This is a genomic window from Streptomyces sp. NPDC048349, assembly GCF_040651925.1.
Taxonomy (GTDB): domain Bacteria; phylum Actinomycetota; class Actinomycetes; order Streptomycetales; family Streptomycetaceae; genus Streptomyces.
The window spans coordinates 54,219-71,402 of the sequence record NZ_JBEZLA010000040.1; the positions used below are offsets into that span (position 1 = coordinate 54,219).

The 17,184-nt window shown below is 68.2% G+C and carries 17 protein-coding genes, 3 pseudogenes and 1 CRISPR repeat array; of the genes and pseudogenes, 10 read left to right on the plus strand and 10 right to left on the minus strand.

The window, feature by feature from the left end; translation table 11 throughout:
• Nucleotides 1–49 precede the first annotated feature (49 nt).
• The 5 genes from cas7e to cas2e all read left to right on the plus strand — a co-directional run bounded on the left by cas7e (nucleotide 50) and on the right by cas2e (nucleotide 4,044).
• Nucleotides 50–1,228, plus strand: a complete 1,179-nt coding sequence (gene cas7e, locus AB0D44_RS21980) for a type I-E CRISPR-associated protein Cas7/Cse4/CasC (RefSeq protein ID WP_362593566.1) — start codon at nucleotides 50–52, stop codon at nucleotides 1,226–1,228.
• Nucleotides 1,225–2,079, plus strand: a complete 855-nt coding sequence (cas5e, locus tag AB0D44_RS21985; RefSeq protein ID WP_362593569.1) for a type I-E CRISPR-associated protein Cas5/CasD — start codon at nucleotides 1,225–1,227, stop codon at nucleotides 2,077–2,079. The genes cas7e and cas5e overlap by 4 nt, the downstream gene beginning before the upstream one ends.
• Nucleotides 2,076–2,744: a type I-E CRISPR-associated protein Cas6/Cse3/CasE gene (gene cas6e, locus AB0D44_RS21990; protein WP_362593572.1), complete on the plus strand. Its 669-nt coding sequence runs from the start codon at nucleotides 2,076–2,078 to the stop codon at nucleotides 2,742–2,744. Before cas5e ends, cas6e begins: the two co-directional genes overlap by 4 nt.
• A 65-nt stretch (nucleotides 2,745–2,809) precedes the next feature.
• The gene (cas1e, locus tag AB0D44_RS21995; RefSeq protein WP_362593610.1) at nucleotides 2,810–3,736 is read left to right on the plus strand and encodes a type I-E CRISPR-associated endonuclease Cas1e; all 927 of its coding nucleotides are present in this window, start codon (nucleotides 2,810–2,812) and stop codon (nucleotides 3,734–3,736) included.
• Nucleotides 3,733–4,044, plus strand: coding sequence for a type I-E CRISPR-associated endoribonuclease Cas2e (gene cas2e / locus AB0D44_RS22000; RefSeq protein ID WP_362593575.1), 312 nt, complete (start codon nucleotides 3,733–3,735; stop codon nucleotides 4,042–4,044). Before cas1e ends, cas2e begins: the two co-directional genes overlap by 4 nt.
• An 18-nt stretch (nucleotides 4,045–4,062) precedes the next feature.
• A CRISPR array of direct repeats spans nucleotides 4,063–5,128; the repeat unit is 29 nt; unit sequence GTGGTCTCCGCGCGAGCGGAGGTGTCCCG.
• A gap of 42 nt (nucleotides 5,129–5,170) precedes the next feature.
• Here cas2e and AB0D44_RS22005 read toward each other — a convergent pair.
• Together AB0D44_RS22005 and AB0D44_RS22010 are read right to left on the minus strand one after the other, a co-directional pair.
• A pseudogene (locus AB0D44_RS22005) lies at nucleotides 5,171–5,344 on the minus strand (IS5/IS1182 family transposase); the annotation flags it as partial.
• A gap of 277 nt (nucleotides 5,345–5,621) precedes the next feature.
• A complete protein-coding gene (locus AB0D44_RS22010; protein ID WP_362593578.1) occupies nucleotides 5,622–6,116 on the minus strand; it encodes an ATP-binding protein in 495 nt (164 codons plus the stop codon).
• 289 nt (nucleotides 6,117–6,405) lie between these two features.
• Between AB0D44_RS22010 and AB0D44_RS22015 the strand changes: the two genes are divergently transcribed.
• On the plus strand, nucleotides 6,406–6,642 hold the full coding sequence (locus tag AB0D44_RS22015) for a DUF397 domain-containing protein (RefSeq protein ID WP_362593581.1): 237 nt from the start codon (nucleotides 6,406–6,408) through the stop codon (nucleotides 6,640–6,642).
• 192 nt (nucleotides 6,643–6,834) lie between these two features.
• Entirely contained in the window at nucleotides 6,835–7,632 is a 798-nt protein-coding gene (locus tag AB0D44_RS22020) for a helix-turn-helix transcriptional regulator (protein ID WP_362593613.1), read from the plus strand.
• Nucleotides 7,633–7,651: 19 nt separating this feature from the next.
• Here the strand turns inward: AB0D44_RS22020 and AB0D44_RS22025 are convergent, their stop codons facing one another.
• From AB0D44_RS22025 to AB0D44_RS22055, 7 genes are all read right to left on the minus strand, one after another.
• Entirely contained in the window at nucleotides 7,652–8,500 is an 849-nt protein-coding gene (locus tag AB0D44_RS22025) for an SAM-dependent methyltransferase (RefSeq protein ID WP_362593583.1), read from the minus strand.
• A gap of 129 nt (nucleotides 8,501–8,629) precedes the next feature.
• Nucleotides 8,630–9,067 carry a hypothetical protein gene (locus AB0D44_RS22030; RefSeq protein WP_362593586.1) on the minus strand — a complete coding sequence of 146 codons (438 nt, stop codon included), beginning with the start codon at nucleotides 9,065–9,067 and terminating at the stop codon, nucleotides 8,630–8,632.
• A 118-nt stretch (nucleotides 9,068–9,185) separates the two neighbouring features.
• Complete coding sequence (locus AB0D44_RS22035; protein WP_362593589.1) at nucleotides 9,186–10,160, minus strand: helix-turn-helix transcriptional regulator; 975 nt, start codon at nucleotides 10,158–10,160, stop codon at nucleotides 9,186–9,188.
• A gap of 306 nt (nucleotides 10,161–10,466) precedes the next feature.
• Nucleotides 10,467–10,733 (minus strand): hypothetical protein, encoded by a 267-nt coding sequence (locus AB0D44_RS22040; protein ID WP_362593592.1) that lies wholly within the window; start codon nucleotides 10,731–10,733, stop codon nucleotides 10,467–10,469.
• A 766-nt stretch (nucleotides 10,734–11,499) separates the two neighbouring features.
• Nucleotides 11,500–12,990: a helix-turn-helix domain-containing protein gene (locus AB0D44_RS22045; protein WP_362593594.1), complete on the minus strand. Its 1,491-nt coding sequence runs from the start codon at nucleotides 12,988–12,990 to the stop codon at nucleotides 11,500–11,502.
• A 580-nt stretch (nucleotides 12,991–13,570) separates the two neighbouring features.
• A complete protein-coding gene (locus AB0D44_RS22050) occupies nucleotides 13,571–13,783 on the minus strand; it encodes a DUF397 domain-containing protein (RefSeq protein ID WP_362593597.1) in 213 nt (70 codons plus the stop codon).
• Nucleotides 13,780–14,652 carry a helix-turn-helix transcriptional regulator gene (locus tag AB0D44_RS22055; RefSeq protein ID WP_362593599.1) on the minus strand — a complete coding sequence of 291 codons (873 nt, stop codon included), beginning with the start codon at nucleotides 14,650–14,652 and terminating at the stop codon, nucleotides 13,780–13,782. Before AB0D44_RS22055 ends, AB0D44_RS22050 begins: the two co-directional genes overlap by 4 nt.
• A gap of 291 nt (nucleotides 14,653–14,943) precedes the next feature.
• On the opposite strand from AB0D44_RS22055, the gene AB0D44_RS22060 reads away from it, so the two are divergent.
• The 3 genes and pseudogenes from AB0D44_RS22060 to AB0D44_RS22070 form a co-directional block, all read left to right on the plus strand.
• The gene (locus AB0D44_RS22060) at nucleotides 14,944–15,453 is read left to right on the plus strand and encodes a recombinase family protein (RefSeq protein ID WP_362593602.1); all 510 of its coding nucleotides are present in this window, start codon (nucleotides 14,944–14,946) and stop codon (nucleotides 15,451–15,453) included.
• A gap of 339 nt (nucleotides 15,454–15,792) precedes the next feature.
• Nucleotides 15,793–16,461: a class I SAM-dependent methyltransferase gene (locus AB0D44_RS22065; RefSeq protein ID WP_362593605.1), complete on the plus strand. Its 669-nt coding sequence runs from the start codon at nucleotides 15,793–15,795 to the stop codon at nucleotides 16,459–16,461.
• 172 nt (nucleotides 16,462–16,633) lie between these two features.
• A pseudogene (locus AB0D44_RS22070) lies at nucleotides 16,634–16,966 on the plus strand (DUF2637 domain-containing protein); the annotation flags it as partial.
• A 6-nt stretch (nucleotides 16,967–16,972) separates the two neighbouring features.
• Here the strand turns inward: AB0D44_RS22070 and AB0D44_RS22075 are convergent.
• Nucleotides 16,973–17,184 (minus strand): annotated as a pseudogene (locus AB0D44_RS22075) (IS5/IS1182 family transposase); the annotation flags it as partial.

Below are 17,184 nucleotides of genomic sequence, written 5' to 3' on the forward strand. Positions count from 1 at the left end.
CCACCGGCACACAACCCGCCGCACCGCGGCCCCGCCAAGGAGACCAGCCATGCCCACAGCACCCGCACGCTTCATCGACATCCACATCGTGCAGTCCGTACCATTCGCCAACCTCAACCGCGACGACACCAACTCCGTCAAGACCGTCCAGTACGGCAACACCCTCCGGACCCGCGTCAGCAGCCAGTCCTGGAAGCGGGCGATCCGCACCGTCTTCCAGGACCACTCAGGCGACAGCGCCCTGCGCACCCGCCGCATCGCCGAACGCGTCACCCACCTGCTCATCGAACGGGAATGGCCCGAGCAGCTCGCCGCCCGGGCCGGCGGGCACCTCGCCGCCGCGTGCAGCAAGTTCGAACTGGCAAAGGACCCCGACAACCCCAAGCAGACCCTCCCGAACAAGGTCCTGACCAACGCCATGGTCTACGTACCCGAAGCAGCTGTCGCCGACCTCGCCGACCTCGCCACCCGCCACCGCGACCAGCTGCAAGCAGCGAAGGACATCACCAAGCCCACCGACAAGAGCATCCTGCCCAAGCCAGACGTCGACACCATCCTGCGCAGCCGCAACGGCGTCATCAACCTCTTCGGCCGCATGCTCGCCGAAGTCGACGACGCCGGCGTCGACGGCGCCGTCCAGGTCGCCCACGCCATGACCACCCACGCCACCGACGTCGAACTCGACTACTTCTCCGCCGTCGACGACATCACCGCCGCCTGGGCCGACTCCAGCGGCAGCGGCCACATGGGCCACGCCGAATACAGCGCCGGCACCTTCTACCGCTACGCCACCCTCGACCTGCGCGACCTGACCACCAACACCGGCGGCACCCCCAGCGAACTCCGAGACCTGGCACACGGCTTCCTCCAGGCCTTCATCACCTCCCTGCCCCAGGCGAAGAAGAACTCCACCGCCGCCCACACCATCCCCGACCTCGTCCACGTCAGCGTCCGCTCCGACCGCCCCCTCTCCTACGCCGCCGCATTCGAGCAGCCCGTCACCGCCGCCAACCAAGGCGGATACGGCGCCCCCACCCGCGAAGCCCTCGCCGACTACGCCCGCGCCGCCAACACCATGCTCGGCACCCGCCACATCGTCCACGCAGGCTGGACCAGCCTGGAATCCAAGACTCTCCAAGGCCTCGGCACCCGCCTCGACTCCTTCGACGAGCTCCTGACCACCGCCTTGGACACCGCCCTCACCCAGCCCGACGGACCCCGAGCATGAACACCCCCACCCGGCCCGCGCCCGAGCACGGCATCCTCCTGCGCCTCACCGGCCCCCTGCAGTCCTGGGGACGCCTCAGCCACTTCAACGAACGCGACACCGCCCCCTTCCCCACCCGCTCCGCCCTCATCGGCCTCCTCGCCTCCGCCCTCGGAAGACACCGCGCGGAACCCATCGACGACCTCGCCACCCTCACACTGACCGTCCGCACCGACCGCCCCGGCATCCCCCTACGCGACCTGCACACCGTCGGCGGCGGCCTCCCGGCCCGCTCCACGGTCACCACCGCCGAAGGCAAAAAACGCAGCGGCGACACCACCACCCTGCTCACCCACCGCACCTACCTCGCCGACGCCGCCTTCACCGCCGCCCTCACCACCACCCCACAAACCCCAGACACGCTGCTCGAAGACGCAGCCGCAGCCCTCACCCACCCCAAGTGGCCCCTCTACCTGGGCCGGCGCTCTTGCCCGCCCGAAGGGCCCCTCCTGCTGGGCACCAGCGACGACGCTCTCTACCACCTCGTCCACCTGCCCATCGCAGCCCCACCACCCCTCGCCCACCAGCACCCCCCCACCGCCTTCACCTCCGACCAGCCCCTGAGCCGCCTCCCCGCCCCCACCCATCAGGACGCCGCGGACCACGCAGACGGAGACACCCCTGCAGGGCAGATCAACGACCAGCCCGCAACCTTCCACCCCCGCCGCCGCAGTTACCGCGCCCGAGCGGCCTACCACCGGAGCCTGCATCTGCCCCCCGCCCAGTACGCAGGCCTCGGCACCCCTCAACTCCACACCCTCGCCGCATACACCACCACGCACCTGACCCACCCGGAAGGCAGCATCCGATGACCGCCGCCTACCTCACGCGCATCGTCCCCGACCCCCGCTCACCCGAAGCCCGACGCGACGCCCGCACCGCCGTTGACCTCCACCGCCGCCTCATGTCGCTGTTCCCCGACAACGCCGGCCCCGACCCCCGCGCCCGCTTCCATGTCCTGCACCGCACCGAAGACACCCCCACCGGCCCCCACCTCCTCCTGCAAAGCAGCCACCAGCCCGACCTCACCAAACTCCCCACCACCTACGGCACCGCCACCACCAAACCCCTCGACGCTCTCCTCGGCGCCCTGCGCCCCGGCCTGACCATCCGCTACCGCTGCGTCGCAAGCCCTGTACGCAAACCCGGAGCCACCACCCGCGCCGCCTACAACCTGCCGGCCGTCGTAGCCCTCACCGGTACCGCAGCCGACGAATGGTGGTACCGCCAAGCAGACACCGCAGGCCTGAAGATCATCAGCCTGCACGCACAACCCCTCGACAACGCCCGCGGCACCCGCAACCCCAACACAGGCGACCGCCAGCGCATCCACCATGCCCGCACACGCTTCGACGGCACAGCCGCCGTCCTCGACCCCGGACAGCTCCGCACCGCAATCCTCGAGGGCATCGGCCGCGGAAAGTCCTACGGATGCGGCCTCCTCAGCATCGCCCCCGCCAAGCCGGGGCCGACATGACAACAAGCCGCACCAACCGACCGGCGTCCGACGCCCGTCGGCGACTGGCCAAGCCCACCGTGGCGATGCTGCCACGCATCGCCGACTCCCTCTCCTTCCTCTACCTCGACGTGGTCCGCATCCACCAAGACGACACCGGCGTCCGCGCCGAAGTAGCCACCGAACGCGGACCAGAGACCGTCTACCTCCCCACCGCAGCCCTCAGCTGCGTACTCCTTGGCCCGGGCACATCCATCACCGCCCGCGCCCTGACCACCTTCGCCCGCCACGGCACCACCGTTCTCGTCACCGGCTCCGGCGGAGTCCGCTGCTACGCCGCCGCCCTACCCGACTCCCTCAGCACCACCTGGCTCGAACGCCAGACCCGCGCCTGGGCCGACGACACCCAACGCACAGCAGTGGCGACCGCCATGTATGAGAAAAGGTTCGGAACCGGCACCGCTCCCACCGGAAGCTCCCTCGCACAGCTACGCGGAATGGAAGGCCAGCGAGTCAAGGCCCACTACCGCCTCCTCGCCCAGCAATACCGCATCGGCCGCTTCCGCCGAACCTACGACCCCGCCGCCTGGGACACACAGGACCCAGTCAACCTGGCCCTCTCCGCCGCCAACACCTGCCTCTACGGCATCGTCCACGCCGCCATCCTCGCCCTGGGCTGCTCACCAGCCCTCGGCTTCGTCCACTCCGGCAACCAGCAAGCATTCGTCTACGACATAGCCGACCTATACAAGGCGCAACTCACCATCCCCCTCGCCTTCTCGCTCCACGCCTCAACGAATCCCGAAGCAGCAGCTCGCAGGTCATTCCGCGACGGCCTACGCCTTTTCCGCCTCCTACCACGGATCGTCACCGACATCCAGGACCTGCTGGCGCCGGACGCGCAGGGTCCCGTGCCGGACCTGGACGAAGAACTTGTCGACCTGTGGGACCCGGTCACCGGAGCAATCCGTGGCGGAACGAACCACGGCTTCTTCACCGGTGAGGCCAAATGACCTCGATGATCGTTATCGCCGCCACAGCAGTACCACCCCACCTTCGCGGGGCACTGAGCCGTTGGCTTCTCGAGGTCACCCCAGAGCTCTACGTCGGGACGGTCTCCGCCCGCGTCCGAGACGAGTTGTGGTCTTCAGTAAGCGCCGCCTGCCGGAACGGGTCCGCAGTCCTCGCCTACCCAAGCGACAATGAACAAGGGTTCGCGTTGAGGACCAGTGGTAGCCAACGCCGCGCGCCGGTCGACTACGACGGGTTGACTCTGATCAGCTTCCGGCAAGACGGTCAAGAAGATACAAAGATGTTCTAACGCTGCAGCTCAGAAAGTGTGGTCTCCGCGCGAGCGGAGGTGTCCCGGCCCGCACCTTCCGGTACGGGCCTTGGCCTGGGTGGTCTCCGCGCGAGCGGAGGTGTCCCGCCGCGGAGCTCCTGCGCCGCGCGGAGGCCGCCGTGGTCTCCGCGCGAGCGGAGGTGTCCCGGCGCCACCGGACACCAGCACCCGCGCGCGCCCGTGGTCTCCGCGCGAGCGGAGGTGTCCCGTCCAGGCCGGCCAGCGCGCCCTCCGGCTGGACGTGGTCTCCGCGCGAGCGGAGGTGTCCCGCGACAGGTCCGGAGCCAAGCGCGCGCCGGAGAGTGGTCTCCGCGCGAGCGGAGGTGTCCCGCGACAGGTCCGGAGCCAAGCGCGCGCCGGAGAGTGGTCTCCGCGCGAGCGGAGGTGTCCCGGCTGCAGTGCCAGCCGTCTCGCTCCGCAATGGGTGGTCTCCGCGCGAGCGGAGGTGTCCCGCGCCCCAAGGTCTTCTGCTCCGAGGCGTGCAAGTGGTCTCCGCGCGAGCGGAGGTGTCCCGGCTCCGGCCAGTCCGCGGATCTTTGTCAGGGCGTGGTCTCCGCGCGAGCGGAGGTGTCCCGCCCGTCTGCTCCTCGCACTCCTGGGCGTTGCCGTGGTCTCCGCGCGAGCGGAGGTGTCCCGGTTGCCGGGGGAGCGACTATTCTCCGCTGGGCGTGGTCTCCGCGCGAGCGGAGGTGTCCCGACAGCCTCACCCATCGACAGTCGCTCGCGTTCGTGGTATCCGCGCGAGCGGAGGTGTCCCGGAAGCGGCGCTGCGGCTGGACCCGTTCATCGGGTGGTCTCCGCGCGAGCGGAGGTGTCCCGCCCAGGGGCTCGCCGACGCCCGTGCCGGACATGTGGTCTCCGCGCGAGCGGAGGTGTCCCGCTGAGGGCGTCGAGGAGCCCGTTCAGCTGCTTGTGGTCTCCGCGCGAGCGGAGGTGTCCCGCACGTTCCTTGCGAAGAGCCGCAGCCCCATGAGTGGTCTCCGCGCGAGCGGAGGTGTCCCGTCTTTGAGCTTCCGGGCGTTGCCGAACCGGGGGTGGTCTCCGCGCGAGCGGAGGGGTTCCGTACAGGGACTTGACGGGGGTCGGCTAGGTTCTGTCTCCTTGGTTAGCGTCGGGTCCGGATGAGGATGCCGGCGAGGTGGAGTGCGGTCTGGTAGGCGATGGCGAGTTTGTCGGTTCGTGTGGCCAGGCCGCGCCACTGCTTGAGGCGGTTGATGCAGCGTTCGACGGTGTCGCGCTGCTTGTGAGCCTGACGGTCGAAGCCGGGTGGGCGGCCGCCTCGGGGCCTCGCCGTTGGCGGTGGCCGATCTCGGCCCATCTGATCAGCCGTTTGTGGGCGGTCTGGAACGATCCGAGCTCTTCGGGCAGGTCCCGCCAACCAACGACCGGATGTGATCGCGTCTCGTCGGGGTGCGAATCTTAGGGGTTCCTGCCGTAGAGGGGGCGCATGACCGCCCGGGGTTCATCAGGCGGTTGACGCGAATGCGGCGCGAAGGAAGGGGTAGGGCACAGACCGGTGGGCCGTCTCCTGAAGGTGGCGATGCCAGGCGGCCTGGTCAGTGTTCTCTCTCTCGCAAGCGTGGGGTCATTGCGGGTTGTGAGGGGGCGGGGATTTTGGCCCAGACGGTTTTGCCTTGGGGGGTGGGCTCGGAGTAGCCCCAGGCGGAGCTGAGGCCGTCGATGATGATCATGCCTCGTCCGTGTGGTTTCAGGAGGTTGGCGTAGGTCAGAGGCGGAGGGATGGTTGGGGGGTGGGGACTGGGGTCGGAGACGGCGCATATGACGGCTTCGTCTTTGCGTAGGAGTCCGAGCCAGGCGGTGGTGCTGCCGGTGGTGAGGCTGTGCATGACGGCATTCGCGGCTAGTTCGGCGACTACGGCGATGACTGCGTCGGCGTGTTGGGGCAGGTTCCATTCGTCCATCACCTTGCGGGTGAAGCGGCGGATCCTGTGGAGGATGTCGGGTTCGTTGGTGATCGCGCGGGCGGTGAAGCCGGCGGCGCTGATACCGAGTTCCAGTCCCCAGTCGATGCGGGTACCGGGGTGGCTCATCCTCATTTCGAGTGGAGCTGTTTCGGCCACTGGTGGCGTGGCCGTGCCGGTTTCTTCGTGACCGTCGGTAGTTGGTGCTCGTCGTTGCATCGTACGTCCCCCCGCAAGGCATCCAGGAGCGCGATTCCTGGTGGCTTGATGCCGGTTAGTATCCTCGCCGCCCGCCGCTTCATGCAATTGCATCGGGTGGTGGCGACTCGAAAGAAGAAGAATTCGAACGTGCATCCAATTCGGGATGTTTCGGCGTGTCGTGGGCGGTAGTGGAGCGGCGTGAGTTAGGGGCAGTGCGGTGGAGCGTAAGGGCAGTTCGGTTGCGGCGGATTCGATCGAGGGTGTGGTGTGGGTGAAGAGCGGTCGAAGTGCCGCGGACGGGAACTGTGTGGAGGTCGCGGGGTTGCCGGGCGGGGGTGCGGCGGTGCGAAACTCGCGTGACCTGCGGGGCCCCGTTTTGTTCTACACGAGCGGGGAGTTCGCTGCGTTCGTCCAGGGCGTGAAGGACGGCGATTTCGATCATTTGATCGGCTGATCGGGATAAATCCGATTGTGGGCTCGTAGCGGGCTCCGGGAGTGGGACACTCGCGGTGAGTAGCCGCACCGTCCTCTGCAGGAGCCTGCCTTGTCTCACGACGATCCCCCTCCGGTCCCTGTCCGGGTTCCGTCGGTTCAGGAGTACCTGGGTTTTCCGGGCCGCCGCAGTCCCACGGCGCTGAACCTGGTGGTGGGGCACAGGCTGAGGGAGATCCGTCAAGGGGCGAGGCTGATGCAGAAGGACAGTCGGCGGCCTGCGATCTCCCCGTCGAAGCTGAGCCGGATGGAGCGGGGCGTGCATCGGGTGCGGGTGGAGGACATGGTGCGGCTCGTGGAGGGCTACGGGGTCGGGGAGGCGGAGGGCGAGCAGCTGGTGCAGCTCACCAAGCTTGCGAATGAGCCTGGCTGGTGGGCGCGGCACAGGAGAGTCGTCCCGCCGTGGTTCGATCGGTTCATCGGCCTCCAAGAGGCCGCGACATGGATCCGCACCTACGAATATCAGATCGTGCCCGGGCTCCTGCAGACCGAGGAGTACGCCCGCGCGGTGACCGAGGTGAAGTACCTCCTGGCGGGCGCGGCCGAGGTCGAGGCGCGTGTGCGGCTGAGGATGGAACGTCAGGAACTGCTGGCGTCGCCCGCTCGTCCCCACCTCCTGGCCATTCTGCATGAAGGTGTGCTCCACAGCCGGTTCGGCGGACCGGGGGTGATGCGCCGCCAGGTCGAGCACCTGATCGACATGTCCGCCAGACCCCACATCACGATTCGTGTGCTCCCGTTCACCAACCCGTGTGTCCTGGGCTCGCCGGTGACACTCCTGAGGTTCGATCAGTACCGGTTGCCCGACCTCGCCTACATCGAGCGGGGGAGTCGCTCGGAGTACATCGGGGAGCCGGGGGAGAGCGACTACTTCTCCGCCCAGATGGCCCAGCTGGTGGTGCATTCTGCTTCCGTCGAGGAGTCCCTGGCCATCCTGAAGTCCGCTCTCTAGAGCCGAATCCGCCCCGTGCCTACGCAAGCCGGGCTAGACCTCCGTACTCGCACCAGCCCCGGTCCACGGGCGGGGTAGGACGTTTGCCTGCCGGGTGCCAGGCGGTGACGTCGCACAGGCCGGGGGCGTGGACCTCGAGGCCGACGAAGACAGCGTCGATCTCCTCGCGGGCACGTACCCTGCCCCATCCCGCCGCCTGCCGCAGGTATCCGCTCAGCTCCTCGCCGGCGGCCGGGTCGTCACAGATCAGGTGGCTGACCGCCAGGAAGCTCCCTGGCGCCAGGTGCGACAAGAGCTCGCGTACGGCCTGGGCAGGGGAGTCTTCGTCGGGGACGCAGTGCAGCACCGATACATACAGGCACGCGACCGGACGACCGAAGTCGATGACAGAGGCCAGCCGTTTCTGACGTAACAGGGCGGAAGGGTCGCGCAAGTCGCCTTGGACGACCGCAGTTCGGCCGTTGCCTTCCAGCAGCGCCTGCCCGTGCGCGACGACCAGTGGATCGCTGTCCACGTACACGTACGCCACCTGCCCGCCCGCGGCCGCCTTGGCGGCGATCCGGTGGGCGGGCTGAGGACTGGGGAACCCGCATCCGACATCCAGGAACTGCCGTACCCCCAGCCGGCCCGCCAAGTGCGCGACAACCTGCCCCAAGAACTCGCGCTGGGCGCGGGCCAAAGCCCGTACAGGCGCCCTCGCCATCAACTCCGCGCATGCTGCGCGGTCGACGGGATAGTGATCGCGCCCGCCCAAGAGGAAATCGTGCATCCGGGCCATGCTGGGCCGCTTGAAGTCGACGGACCCGGCGAGCGGGTAATCGCGGTCCATGATCCCCTCACCGCCGTCGGCAACGTCCTGCGGCAGCATCCCATCTCGCAGACCCCGCGCGGACCAGGAACCGCACACCCCTGCAACGCCCGGGGCGCACGTGATATAGCCCGCATGCACCGTGCCGGGAGCACGCCCGGCGCGAACCTCACACGATCGAGGCGATCTTCACGCCCCCTGGCGAATGCAGCGCTCGACGGGGGCGGCGAGCCGGGGCGGAAGACTGCGCCCGGCGCTGCGCAGTCTTACGGCCACGGTCGGCTCTTCCAGCCCCATCACGTGGGCTGTTTGGCCGGCGGTCAGCGCCATCCGGCAGCGCAGGACGACTACGTCGGCCTGCGCGGCAGGCAGCTCACGGTAGACCTCGTCCTCCTCGAAATCCGTGCAGGAGTGCACGCCGTGCAGCGTTGAGTCGACCAGCCCGCCCAGCACAGCCCAGGCGACTGCCTCGGGACGGGAACTGCTGATGACCGAAGGCCAAATGGCTGCCAGCGTGGCGAACGCGGTCGCGGCGATCGCTTTACTGAGTTCGGCATCGCGGACACGGGCCTGGATGTACCGGCTGTAGGCCTCACAGTGGAGCTCACGGAAGGCGGTGTACTCCATCGAGGGCATTTCATAACCGTCAGCATGCGTCATGGAAGACAGGCCAAAGCAGCTCGAGGACGGACGATGGGACGGCGGCCGCCGGCGGAATAGCTCCGGCGGCCGCCCCGGGTGAGCGTCACCCCTGCCCGCCCGATGGGCGGGGCACGACCGGCGGGTCATCGGGACGCTCTCCCACCGAAGGGTCCCACTGGTTCAAGAACCCGTAGTGCACCGCCTCCCACAGCGGACGCACATCTGCGGGATGCGCGCCTACCGACTTGACGAAGGCACCCGTCATCTCCCACGTCGGCACCAGCCGCTCCTGCAACAGATCGATGATGTCCTGCCCGTCGACACCACTGATCGCGGAGAGCCGCTCTACGGGTGGGCTGCCCGCCGCCAGGTACAGACCTCGAAGCGCTGCGTGCAGACGGGCCTTGGCCACGTCGAACGAGGGCCGGCTAGCTGGGATGCGGCCCTGCGAGAGATCCCACAGAACGCCCAGGTCGTCCACGGGGTGCTCGAAAACCGCGGCCAAGGCCGCGACCACATCCCAACCCGGTGAGCGCTCACCGCTGAGAACACGCGAAAGGTAGGAGGGCGACCATCCTGTCCGCTGGGCGATGTCCTTGATGGCCATGCCGCTGCGTGAGTGCAGATGAGCCAGGGCATCGGCCAGCAGGGACTGTGCCCGACCGGGCCCGTCGCGCAGCGGTCCCGACTCACCCTGCCTGCCGGCACGGCCCTCCTCAAAGGGGGCGCCCTTGGGAGGCGCATTGCCCAGATGGGTAGCCGCTGAATGCTCCCTGGCCCGCCGCTCCATCTGCCGCTGGACCTCTTGCTCGCCCCAGCGCGAGCGGGCCGTGGGAACGCTGACCTGCGCCGCCTTGGCCACTGCTGCCCAGTTCTGGCCCGTTGCCTTCGCGTCCCGTACTGCAGCAGCCACGTAGTAGTCGATCTCCCGGGCCAATTCGCGAGCCCGCTGCAGCAGTGCGGTCAACTCCTTGCGGTCCTCGTACTCCGCGTTCAGCAGCCCAGTCGCCATCAGCTGCAGATCCTCAGCGATGTAGCGGCCAAGCGGCAGACCGGCCCGCGGGCGGGTCAGGTCCACCTGTCCGTCCCGCTCACGCTGGGCCCGGCTGCGGCATTCCGTGCCGCAGTACTCGGGTTTGCGTCCGACACGCCCCGCTACATGAGGGATGTGCGAGCCGCATCGGCGGCACTTTCCAAACCCGTTCTCGCTCGTGACCACGTCACGGCCACCCTTCCTGTTGTGCGGTCAGTTTCTCTCCGGGATGTACAAACCCGCCCCGCCGAACAAGCGGACCAATGCCCTCCGCATGCCGGGCCGGGAATGTGCCCCACCCGGCGGCCGGCGCGGTCTCCCGCGCACGGCCGCCGGACAGGACGCAAACCCCTAGGAAGAGCTGGCCCGCTGGTAGCTGACGCGAGAGCGCGACGCAGCAGACAGCAGAGTCAGCACCATGGCCACCCCCATCGGCGCCTCCCACGCACCCGACTGGAACACGAACGGAGCCACCACCACCGCGGCCAGAGCACGCACCTCGAGCGTGACGGCCCAGGCACTGCGCACTTGGCCGCCTTCACCTGGAATGGCGCTGCTGTTAGCGTCAAACCCCGACGCGGCCCCCAAGGGGATCGCGGGCAGGAAACGGTCGGACATTACAGATACCCACTTTCTGTGTCGCTGACTGAGCAATGAGGGGGCCCCGGCGTAACTGGTGGCCACCGGGCCGGGGCCTACTCGCACAACGACGCTAACGGGCGCAGACCCCCCTCATCCATCCCATCCGCCAATCGTGCAAATCATCTAGCAGTTGGTGATGAGAAACCGCGTCAGCCTCCACCGGAGGGGCCCGCTGCAATTTCACAAGGCGCTCTCGAACGCCACGAAATCGACACAGAGTCAACATGCCTCGCCGCGCTACGATCAGAATCGATCAGAAAGCATTCCACGCGGCCCCCTTTAATTCAAATGATCATTTGATGTGCGCGGCAGGGGTGTGCCGAAGCTGCCGAGAAGGCGACAATCCGTCCGTCCACCGGGGCCGACTCCGGCGTGTACACTCCTCCGCTCCTACCACCCCCGCGTCGGCTGGGAACACATCGCCGGTGACGCAGGGGAGGTGGGTCAGACCGTCCTCCCCGCCGACAAGGGGTCGGTGTGATGCCGCGGCGGCCCCATGGTCTTGTGCAGTCGGTGCTCTCCACCTGCTGTCTGCAATGGCTTGAGGTGCTGCGCCCCCGGTGTCCGGCACCTCGGCCAGCGGCGGGCGGTTGACGTAGTAAGACAAGCGCCTGCCGGGTGACCGGGGGGCGCAGGCTTCTTGATGTAGGCCCCTCTTTGACTGCGGTGGGCACTGCTTCCCCACTGCCGTGTACATGAGGTAGGGGCAGGCTGAGTTCGTTCCGGCTGAGGGTGAAGCCGGTCATGGGCGTTGGACGTAGGCCGCCAGTTCGGGGTGTGCGCGGAGGAGTTGTTCCCGTAGGCGCTGTACTTCTTCGGCCTCGGCAGCGGCATGTCGTTCGGCTTCGGCTCGGTCTTCGGCTGTGCGGGTGTGGTGGGCGTGTTCGGTGTAGGCGTCGTCGAGCATGCGTTGCCATCGGATTGCCTGTCGGAGCCGTTCGGCTTCCTGGACTGCCTCGGCTTCGGCCCTCAGGCCTGCGGTTGCCTGTTCGATGTGGGCCTGTTCTGCCCTGTCCCTGCAGCGCGGACACAACCCGTCGCCGGGACGGGGCCCTTTGCCCACGGCGGTGCAGTGGTCGCCGACGCATTCCCACCAGTTGGGCTGTGGGCATGTCTGCCGTTGTGCGGGGACGTGGGTGCGACGTCGGTCTGCTCGGCGTTCCGTGCATTTGGGACATGGGCCGCCGAGGTGGATGGTCGTGCCGTCCTCGCACATCGGATCCGGGCAGTCCGTGGACGGGCGCACCAGTCCCACTGCGACACCGACGGGGGAGGAAAGTTCTCCTTGGGCCAGGGCAAGGGCGTAGCCATGGGTCCACCATCGGCGCTGGATCCGCTCGAGGACCTGCTGGGGCGTCCGTCCGCCGTCTAGGGCTTGCAGGATCGCCTCGCGCAGCACGGCCGGACGGTGCGCCGGTAGCAGTCCTGCCAGCTCGGGCGGCCACCCCGCTTCCACTGCCCTGACCGCGCCTGCCTGCCCCTGCTGCATCCGGCCGCGGGCGGCGTCCCGAGACCTGGTTGCCGGGGTGCGCGCGCCAGCGCCCGGGGGCGCGGCGCAGCCGCCGGCCTCACGCACGCTACTGCCTGCAGTAGCCCTGCGGGCGTCATCGGCGCTACGCGCCGCAGGCGCTGTCGGGGTTTCTTTGACGGGGAGGGTTAGAGGAGAGGGTTGGGGGACTGGCAGTCCCCCCTGCCGGGACTCTGAGTCCCCCCTGCCCGGGGACTGACGGTCCCCCGTCCCCTCGGCGTCGGCGCGTGGTGGGGGAGGGGACTGACAGTCCCCTCCCCTCTGGCGCGGCTTGCCCTTGTCACTGCGCTCGGTGCGTGCAGGGGCGGGCGGCAACGCCGGACGGGTCTGCTGTGTGAGCGGCTGCAGACCGCGCTGCGCCCGGTCCTCGTTCACCCGTGCGAGGCGCTCCGGGCCGTACCAGGCAGCTGGGATCTGCAGGTCGTAGACCTTGGGGCGGGCGTGGGCGGGGATGTACCGGGCGGCTGCCTGGTCGCCGAGCGTGATCACACCCCGTTCGGCGAGAGACGCCAGACGCCGTTGGACCGTCTTGACATCACAGAGCGCGATCCGCGCCAGCGTCCGCCGTGAGGGGAAGGCGTTGGTGCCGTCCGGGTCGGCTTTCTCGGCCAGTCCGGCCAGCAGCATCCTGTCCGTCGTACTGTTCACAGGGCTGTCGTGCAAGGCCCACAGGATGGGCTCAAGTGCCATGGCGCACCACCACATCCAGGGTGAGCCGGGTGGTGTCGTGGGAGGGGGCCTGTGGCGCCCTCGGGATGGTTCCGCATAAGCTCATGGCTCAGCGCACCTCTCAGTTCACGCAACTGGGTGCTCTTCCCCGCGCAGGCGGTCCAGGCCTGTACGAGGACCTGCGAGCCCCGCCACCTGTGGCGGGGCTCGTTCGGTTCGGGCGAGTGGTCATGCCCTACACAACGGCAAACGTGTCACCGTCCTGATCACCGGTGTGCCCCGTGTGGCATCACAACTGGGCGACGGCGCAGGCGGTGAGTCACCGGTGAGGTTCCACCCGCCGCTACGGCACGTTGCCGGCCAGTGGCAGCCCCCCGTAGTGGAGCTGGCTGCGGCTGCGCACCACGGCGTTCGATACACAGGACCGGTACCCGTTCCCCGATGCCGGGCTCTGTTGCCTCGGCCTTTCGTCGGCGGGCTGTGACGGTCTCGTCGGCGGTCTAGGGATCCAGCCCGGCCGCGGTTATGGCGCCGAAGACACCGCCGATGACATTGCCCGGTTCGTTGTGTACTGATGCCTCCTCGTCGGTGTGAGCGAGGAGGAAACGGACGGTGGCTAGCGGCAGCCGCCGGCGTGGGCGGTGAATGACGACCACGCTGCGGGCGTGAAGCCGAGAACCGGTGCCTGGGGCTCGTTGTTGCGCTTGGAGTCCCGTACATAGACGGTGCCCGGCTGGGGGCAGGTCTCCAGGCAGTTGCCGCTTGCGTCACCGCTGTAGGAGGACTTGAACCATTGCCCGTACGGACGGACGGTGTTGGTGCTGCTCATGCTGATACCTCTCGTGCTGCTTGTTGCAGGAATGCGGGGGTCTCGTGAGCGGGCAGGGCGCCCTGGGCGAGGATGTCGAAGCGACGGACGAACTGTTTGACCGGTCGCTTCTTCGACAGGCACTTCATGCCCTGGTCCAGGGTGCTGCTCGCGACGACGACCGGGTCGGGGAGTTCCTTGCGGTCGAAGTCGAGAACGTGGAACTCGCCGAAGACTCGGTACGTGGGGGCCGAGGACGGGATGATCCGTACGGTGACGTTGGGCAGCGAGGACAGGCGCTCGATCTCCTCGTACTGTTCCCGCATGATTGCCGGGCTGCCGACCATGTTCGTGAGCGCTGACTCGTCCATGATGCAGACGAGTTCCATGCCTTCTTCGGTGATCCGCTTCTTCCGGTTCATCCGTACCTCGACCGCACTCTCCACGAACTCGGATGTGCGGTCGTCGGCGACCCGGGCGCTTTCGATCAGCGCAAGGGCGTAGCGCTCGGTCTGCAGGAGTCCGTTCACCACCATCGGGGTGCACGCCTTTACGATCTTGGCCCCCGACTCGAAGGCGAGGAAGAGACTCATGCCGGACGGCAGCACCGGAGCGCTCGGCCCCCACCAGTCGTCAGCTTTGGCGTTGCGGTACCAGTCGGTGAGGACTTCCTGGCCCTCGAAGGGCACCTGGTAGGCATCGAGGAGCTTGGCGAACTGCTCTATCCGCTGGAACCCGGACGTACCGTTCTCGACCCGGCTGATTGCTGATGGTGCGCACCCTACGGACTTCGCGGCCTGCTCTCCCGTCAACCCCGCCTGTTCGCGAAGACGGGTGAGTTCGGCGCCAAGCACGATCCGAAGAAACGTAGCCCGTACGTTCGCCGCCATTCCTACTCCTTCCTCTCCGGTTGGGACCGTGTGAGCCGCGGCTTAGATGGTGGCAGCTTCGGTTCCAGTTGCGCGAGCCGCGGTTCGTCGCCATCGGTCTTCGGTCCGCCCCTGCCGGGGCCCGGTTCGCCTCAAGTCATATACCAATCCACTTCCCCTCGCAATTGCGATGGCGATTCTGATTGCACTTCAAGTTGGTCTGGCGGCACGGTAGTCAGGCCGCCCCAGGGGTCTGGGCCAACTGTCGTACACCGGTTCCAGGGCGGCCCTGTCACCCTCATGCCCTGCTGAATGGAGCACGCGTTGACGGCCTTGACTCAAGTGCAGTTCGGCGACTGGACGGACCGGAACAACGCCGAGCAACGGCGGGTGTCGTTGGACGCGCGCCCGGCCGGTCGCAGCGACCCGCTGGAGCGCCTGCGGGCACTGCGTACCGGTGGGGTGCGGCGGGCCGGGGAGCGGGCTGGGTACAACGGCCGGATGCTCAGAGTGGTCTGCTACGTGCAGGCGCCCCGACAAGAGGCCGACGCCCAGCTCGAGCTGCTGGAACTGATGGCTAAGGCGCGGCACTGGATTGTTCGCGACGAGAGGTGCCTGGACTCGGCAGGTCCTGCGCTCCTGGAGTACCGGCCCGGCCTGTCGGCCGCGCGTCGGCTGTTGCGCGCGGGCTACGCGGATGGGCTGCTGGTGCCGCGGTACGAGCACGTCAGCCCCAATCTCGCCGAGTACGAGCGGCTCCTGCTTGAGATGGATCAGCGGGGCTGGTTCATGGCGCTGGCGCTGTCGGAGACGGGCCGGTGAGTGGCTTATGGGCGCGGATGGACCGAAGGCGCTGGATGGATGAGCGCGGCATGGGCTGGCGGCAGTGGGTGTTGCAGGCGCTGATCGTGCTGACGGTGCTCGGCCTGATGGCCGCGTACTGGTACGCGACGGAGAGAAGGGGATGACGACCGTGGAGCACAGCAGAGCAGCAGAGCGGAACGAACTGCCGGTGCGTACACAGCAGCAGGAGCCACGGTGGACCCGGCTTCTGAAGAACTTGCAACCGCCTGCGGAGGACCTGCGCGCCGCGGCCGCCCGCGAGTGCCTCTCGGCGCCGCGCGCCGGTGAGAACCGGCCGCAGTCGTCAGGTGGTGGAGTGTGAACGACCAGAGCCGCGCCGTCGAAATCTCCGAGCGGGGAAGGGTTCCCGCACAGCAGGGTGCGTGGACCAAGCGCCTGTACTGGGACGTCTTCTACTCCACCGACGAGCCGAAGGAGAACCTGCCGGTGACGCATGCGGAGATGGAGGGGTTCCGCCGCCATGTTCTTGCTGCTGGTGCGAGGACCGCGATCGATGTGGGCAGCGGCTGGGGTCTGCTGGCGACGTTGATGGCCCGGGAGGGCCTGAGGACCGTCGGCTACGACTGGTCGCCAGTCGCGGTCGACCGCGCCCGGACATTCTGGGGCGAGGAGAAGCGGCTGTCCTTCGAGGTGCATGACTTCCTCACTCAGACCCCGCCGCGCGAGCTCGTACCGGGTACCGTGGATGTGGTGGCCTGCCGGCTGACACTGCCGTACCTGGACCGGCACATCGCGATGGCGGATTTCCGGCGCTGGCTCAAGCCGCGCAGCGGGGTGCTCTACCTGGTCGTGCAAGTGCGGGAACGACAGCAGCCCGGCAAGGAACGCGGCTTTCCGCACTCCGTCGTCGAGGAGCTGCGGCACGGCTGGCGGCATAGCGTCCGCTGGGACCTGGACCTCCCACATGCGTTCACGAGCGTATTGGGCGAGTTCACGGCCCTGGCCCTCACAGGGCCCGAGGGCTGACTGACCACACGTTTCCCCCGCTCCCTGCCGGTGGCCGAGATCAGTATCGCCTCGCAGGGAGCGGATGCCCCCGGCCAGTCGGCGGCCGCTATTTCCGGACCCTTCGTCACACCCGCGTGAGATCGTGACCGTGATCAGGAACCACACCTGACTAGGAGGTGCCGTTCATCCCATGCAGCTGACTCGTACGCACCGGATACTCATCGGCGTCGTGGTCGCCGGAGCCGTCGTCATCGCGGGCATCGGCTTCGCGGGCTCGTACTCCGCGGTGCGTGCCCTCGCCCTGCAGAAAGGCTTTGGGAGCTTCTCGCTGGTGTTCCCGATCGGCATCGACGCGGGCATCTGTGTCCTGCTCGCGCTGGACCTGCTGCTGACCTGGATCCGGATCCCCTTCCCGCTGCTGCGCCAGACGGCGTGGCTGCTGACGATCGCGACGATCGCCTTCAACGGCGCCGCGGCCTGGCCGGACCCGCTGGGTGTGGGCATGCACGCGGTGATCCCGATCCTGTTCGTGGTGACGGTCGAGGCCGCCCGGCACGCGGTGGGCCGGATCGCGGAACCCGCTGGTCGTCCGGCTGCGCGATCGTTGCCTTGATCCCGCGTTTGCGCAGGTAGACGCGGTTCGCGCGACTGGAGTAGGCCTTGTCGCCGCGGGCCCGGTCTGGACGGCTGCGGGGGCGCCCGGCTCCGGTTCGGGCCACGTTCAGAGCCTGCATGAGCGGG

Bases quoted from the DNA above. Each gene is read 5' to 3' on its own strand.
- cas7e (WP_362593566.1), top strand. From the start codon at position 50: ATGCCCACAGCACCCGCACGCTTCATCGACATCCACATCGTGCAGTCC.
- cas5e (WP_362593569.1), top strand. From the start codon at position 1,225: ATGAACACCCCCACCCGGCCCGCGCCCGAGCACGGCATCCTCCTGCGC.
- cas6e (WP_362593572.1), top strand. From the start codon at position 2,076: ATGACCGCCGCCTACCTCACGCGCATCGTCCCCGACCCCCGCTCACCC.
- cas1e (WP_362593610.1), top strand. From the start codon at position 2,810: ATGCTGCCACGCATCGCCGACTCCCTCTCCTTCCTCTACCTCGACGTG.
- cas2e (WP_362593575.1), top strand. From the start codon at position 3,733: ATGACCTCGATGATCGTTATCGCCGCCACAGCAGTACCACCCCACCTT.
- AB0D44_RS22010 (WP_362593578.1), bottom strand. From the start codon at position 6,116: ATGAGCCACCCCGGTACCCGCATCGACTGGGGACTGGAACTCGGTATC.
- AB0D44_RS22025 (WP_362593583.1), bottom strand. From the start codon at position 8,500: ATGCTGCCGCAGGACGTTGCCGACGGCGGTGAGGGGATCATGGACCGC.
- AB0D44_RS22030 (WP_362593586.1), bottom strand. From the start codon at position 9,067: ATGGAGTACACCGCCTTCCGTGAGCTCCACTGTGAGGCCTACAGCCGG.
- AB0D44_RS22040 (WP_362593592.1), bottom strand. From the start codon at position 10,733: ATGTCCGACCGTTTCCTGCCCGCGATCCCCTTGGGGGCCGCGTCGGGG.
- AB0D44_RS22045 (WP_362593594.1), bottom strand. From the start codon at position 12,990: ATGTGGTGGTGCGCCATGGCACTTGAGCCCATCCTGTGGGCCTTGCAC.
- AB0D44_RS22050 (WP_362593597.1), bottom strand. From the start codon at position 13,783: ATGAGCAGCACCAACACCGTCCGTCCGTACGGGCAATGGTTCAAGTCC.
- AB0D44_RS22055 (WP_362593599.1), bottom strand. From the start codon at position 14,652: ATGGCGGCGAACGTACGGGCTACGTTTCTTCGGATCGTGCTTGGCGCC.
- AB0D44_RS22060 (WP_362593602.1), top strand. From the start codon at position 14,944: ATGGAGCACGCGTTGACGGCCTTGACTCAAGTGCAGTTCGGCGACTGG.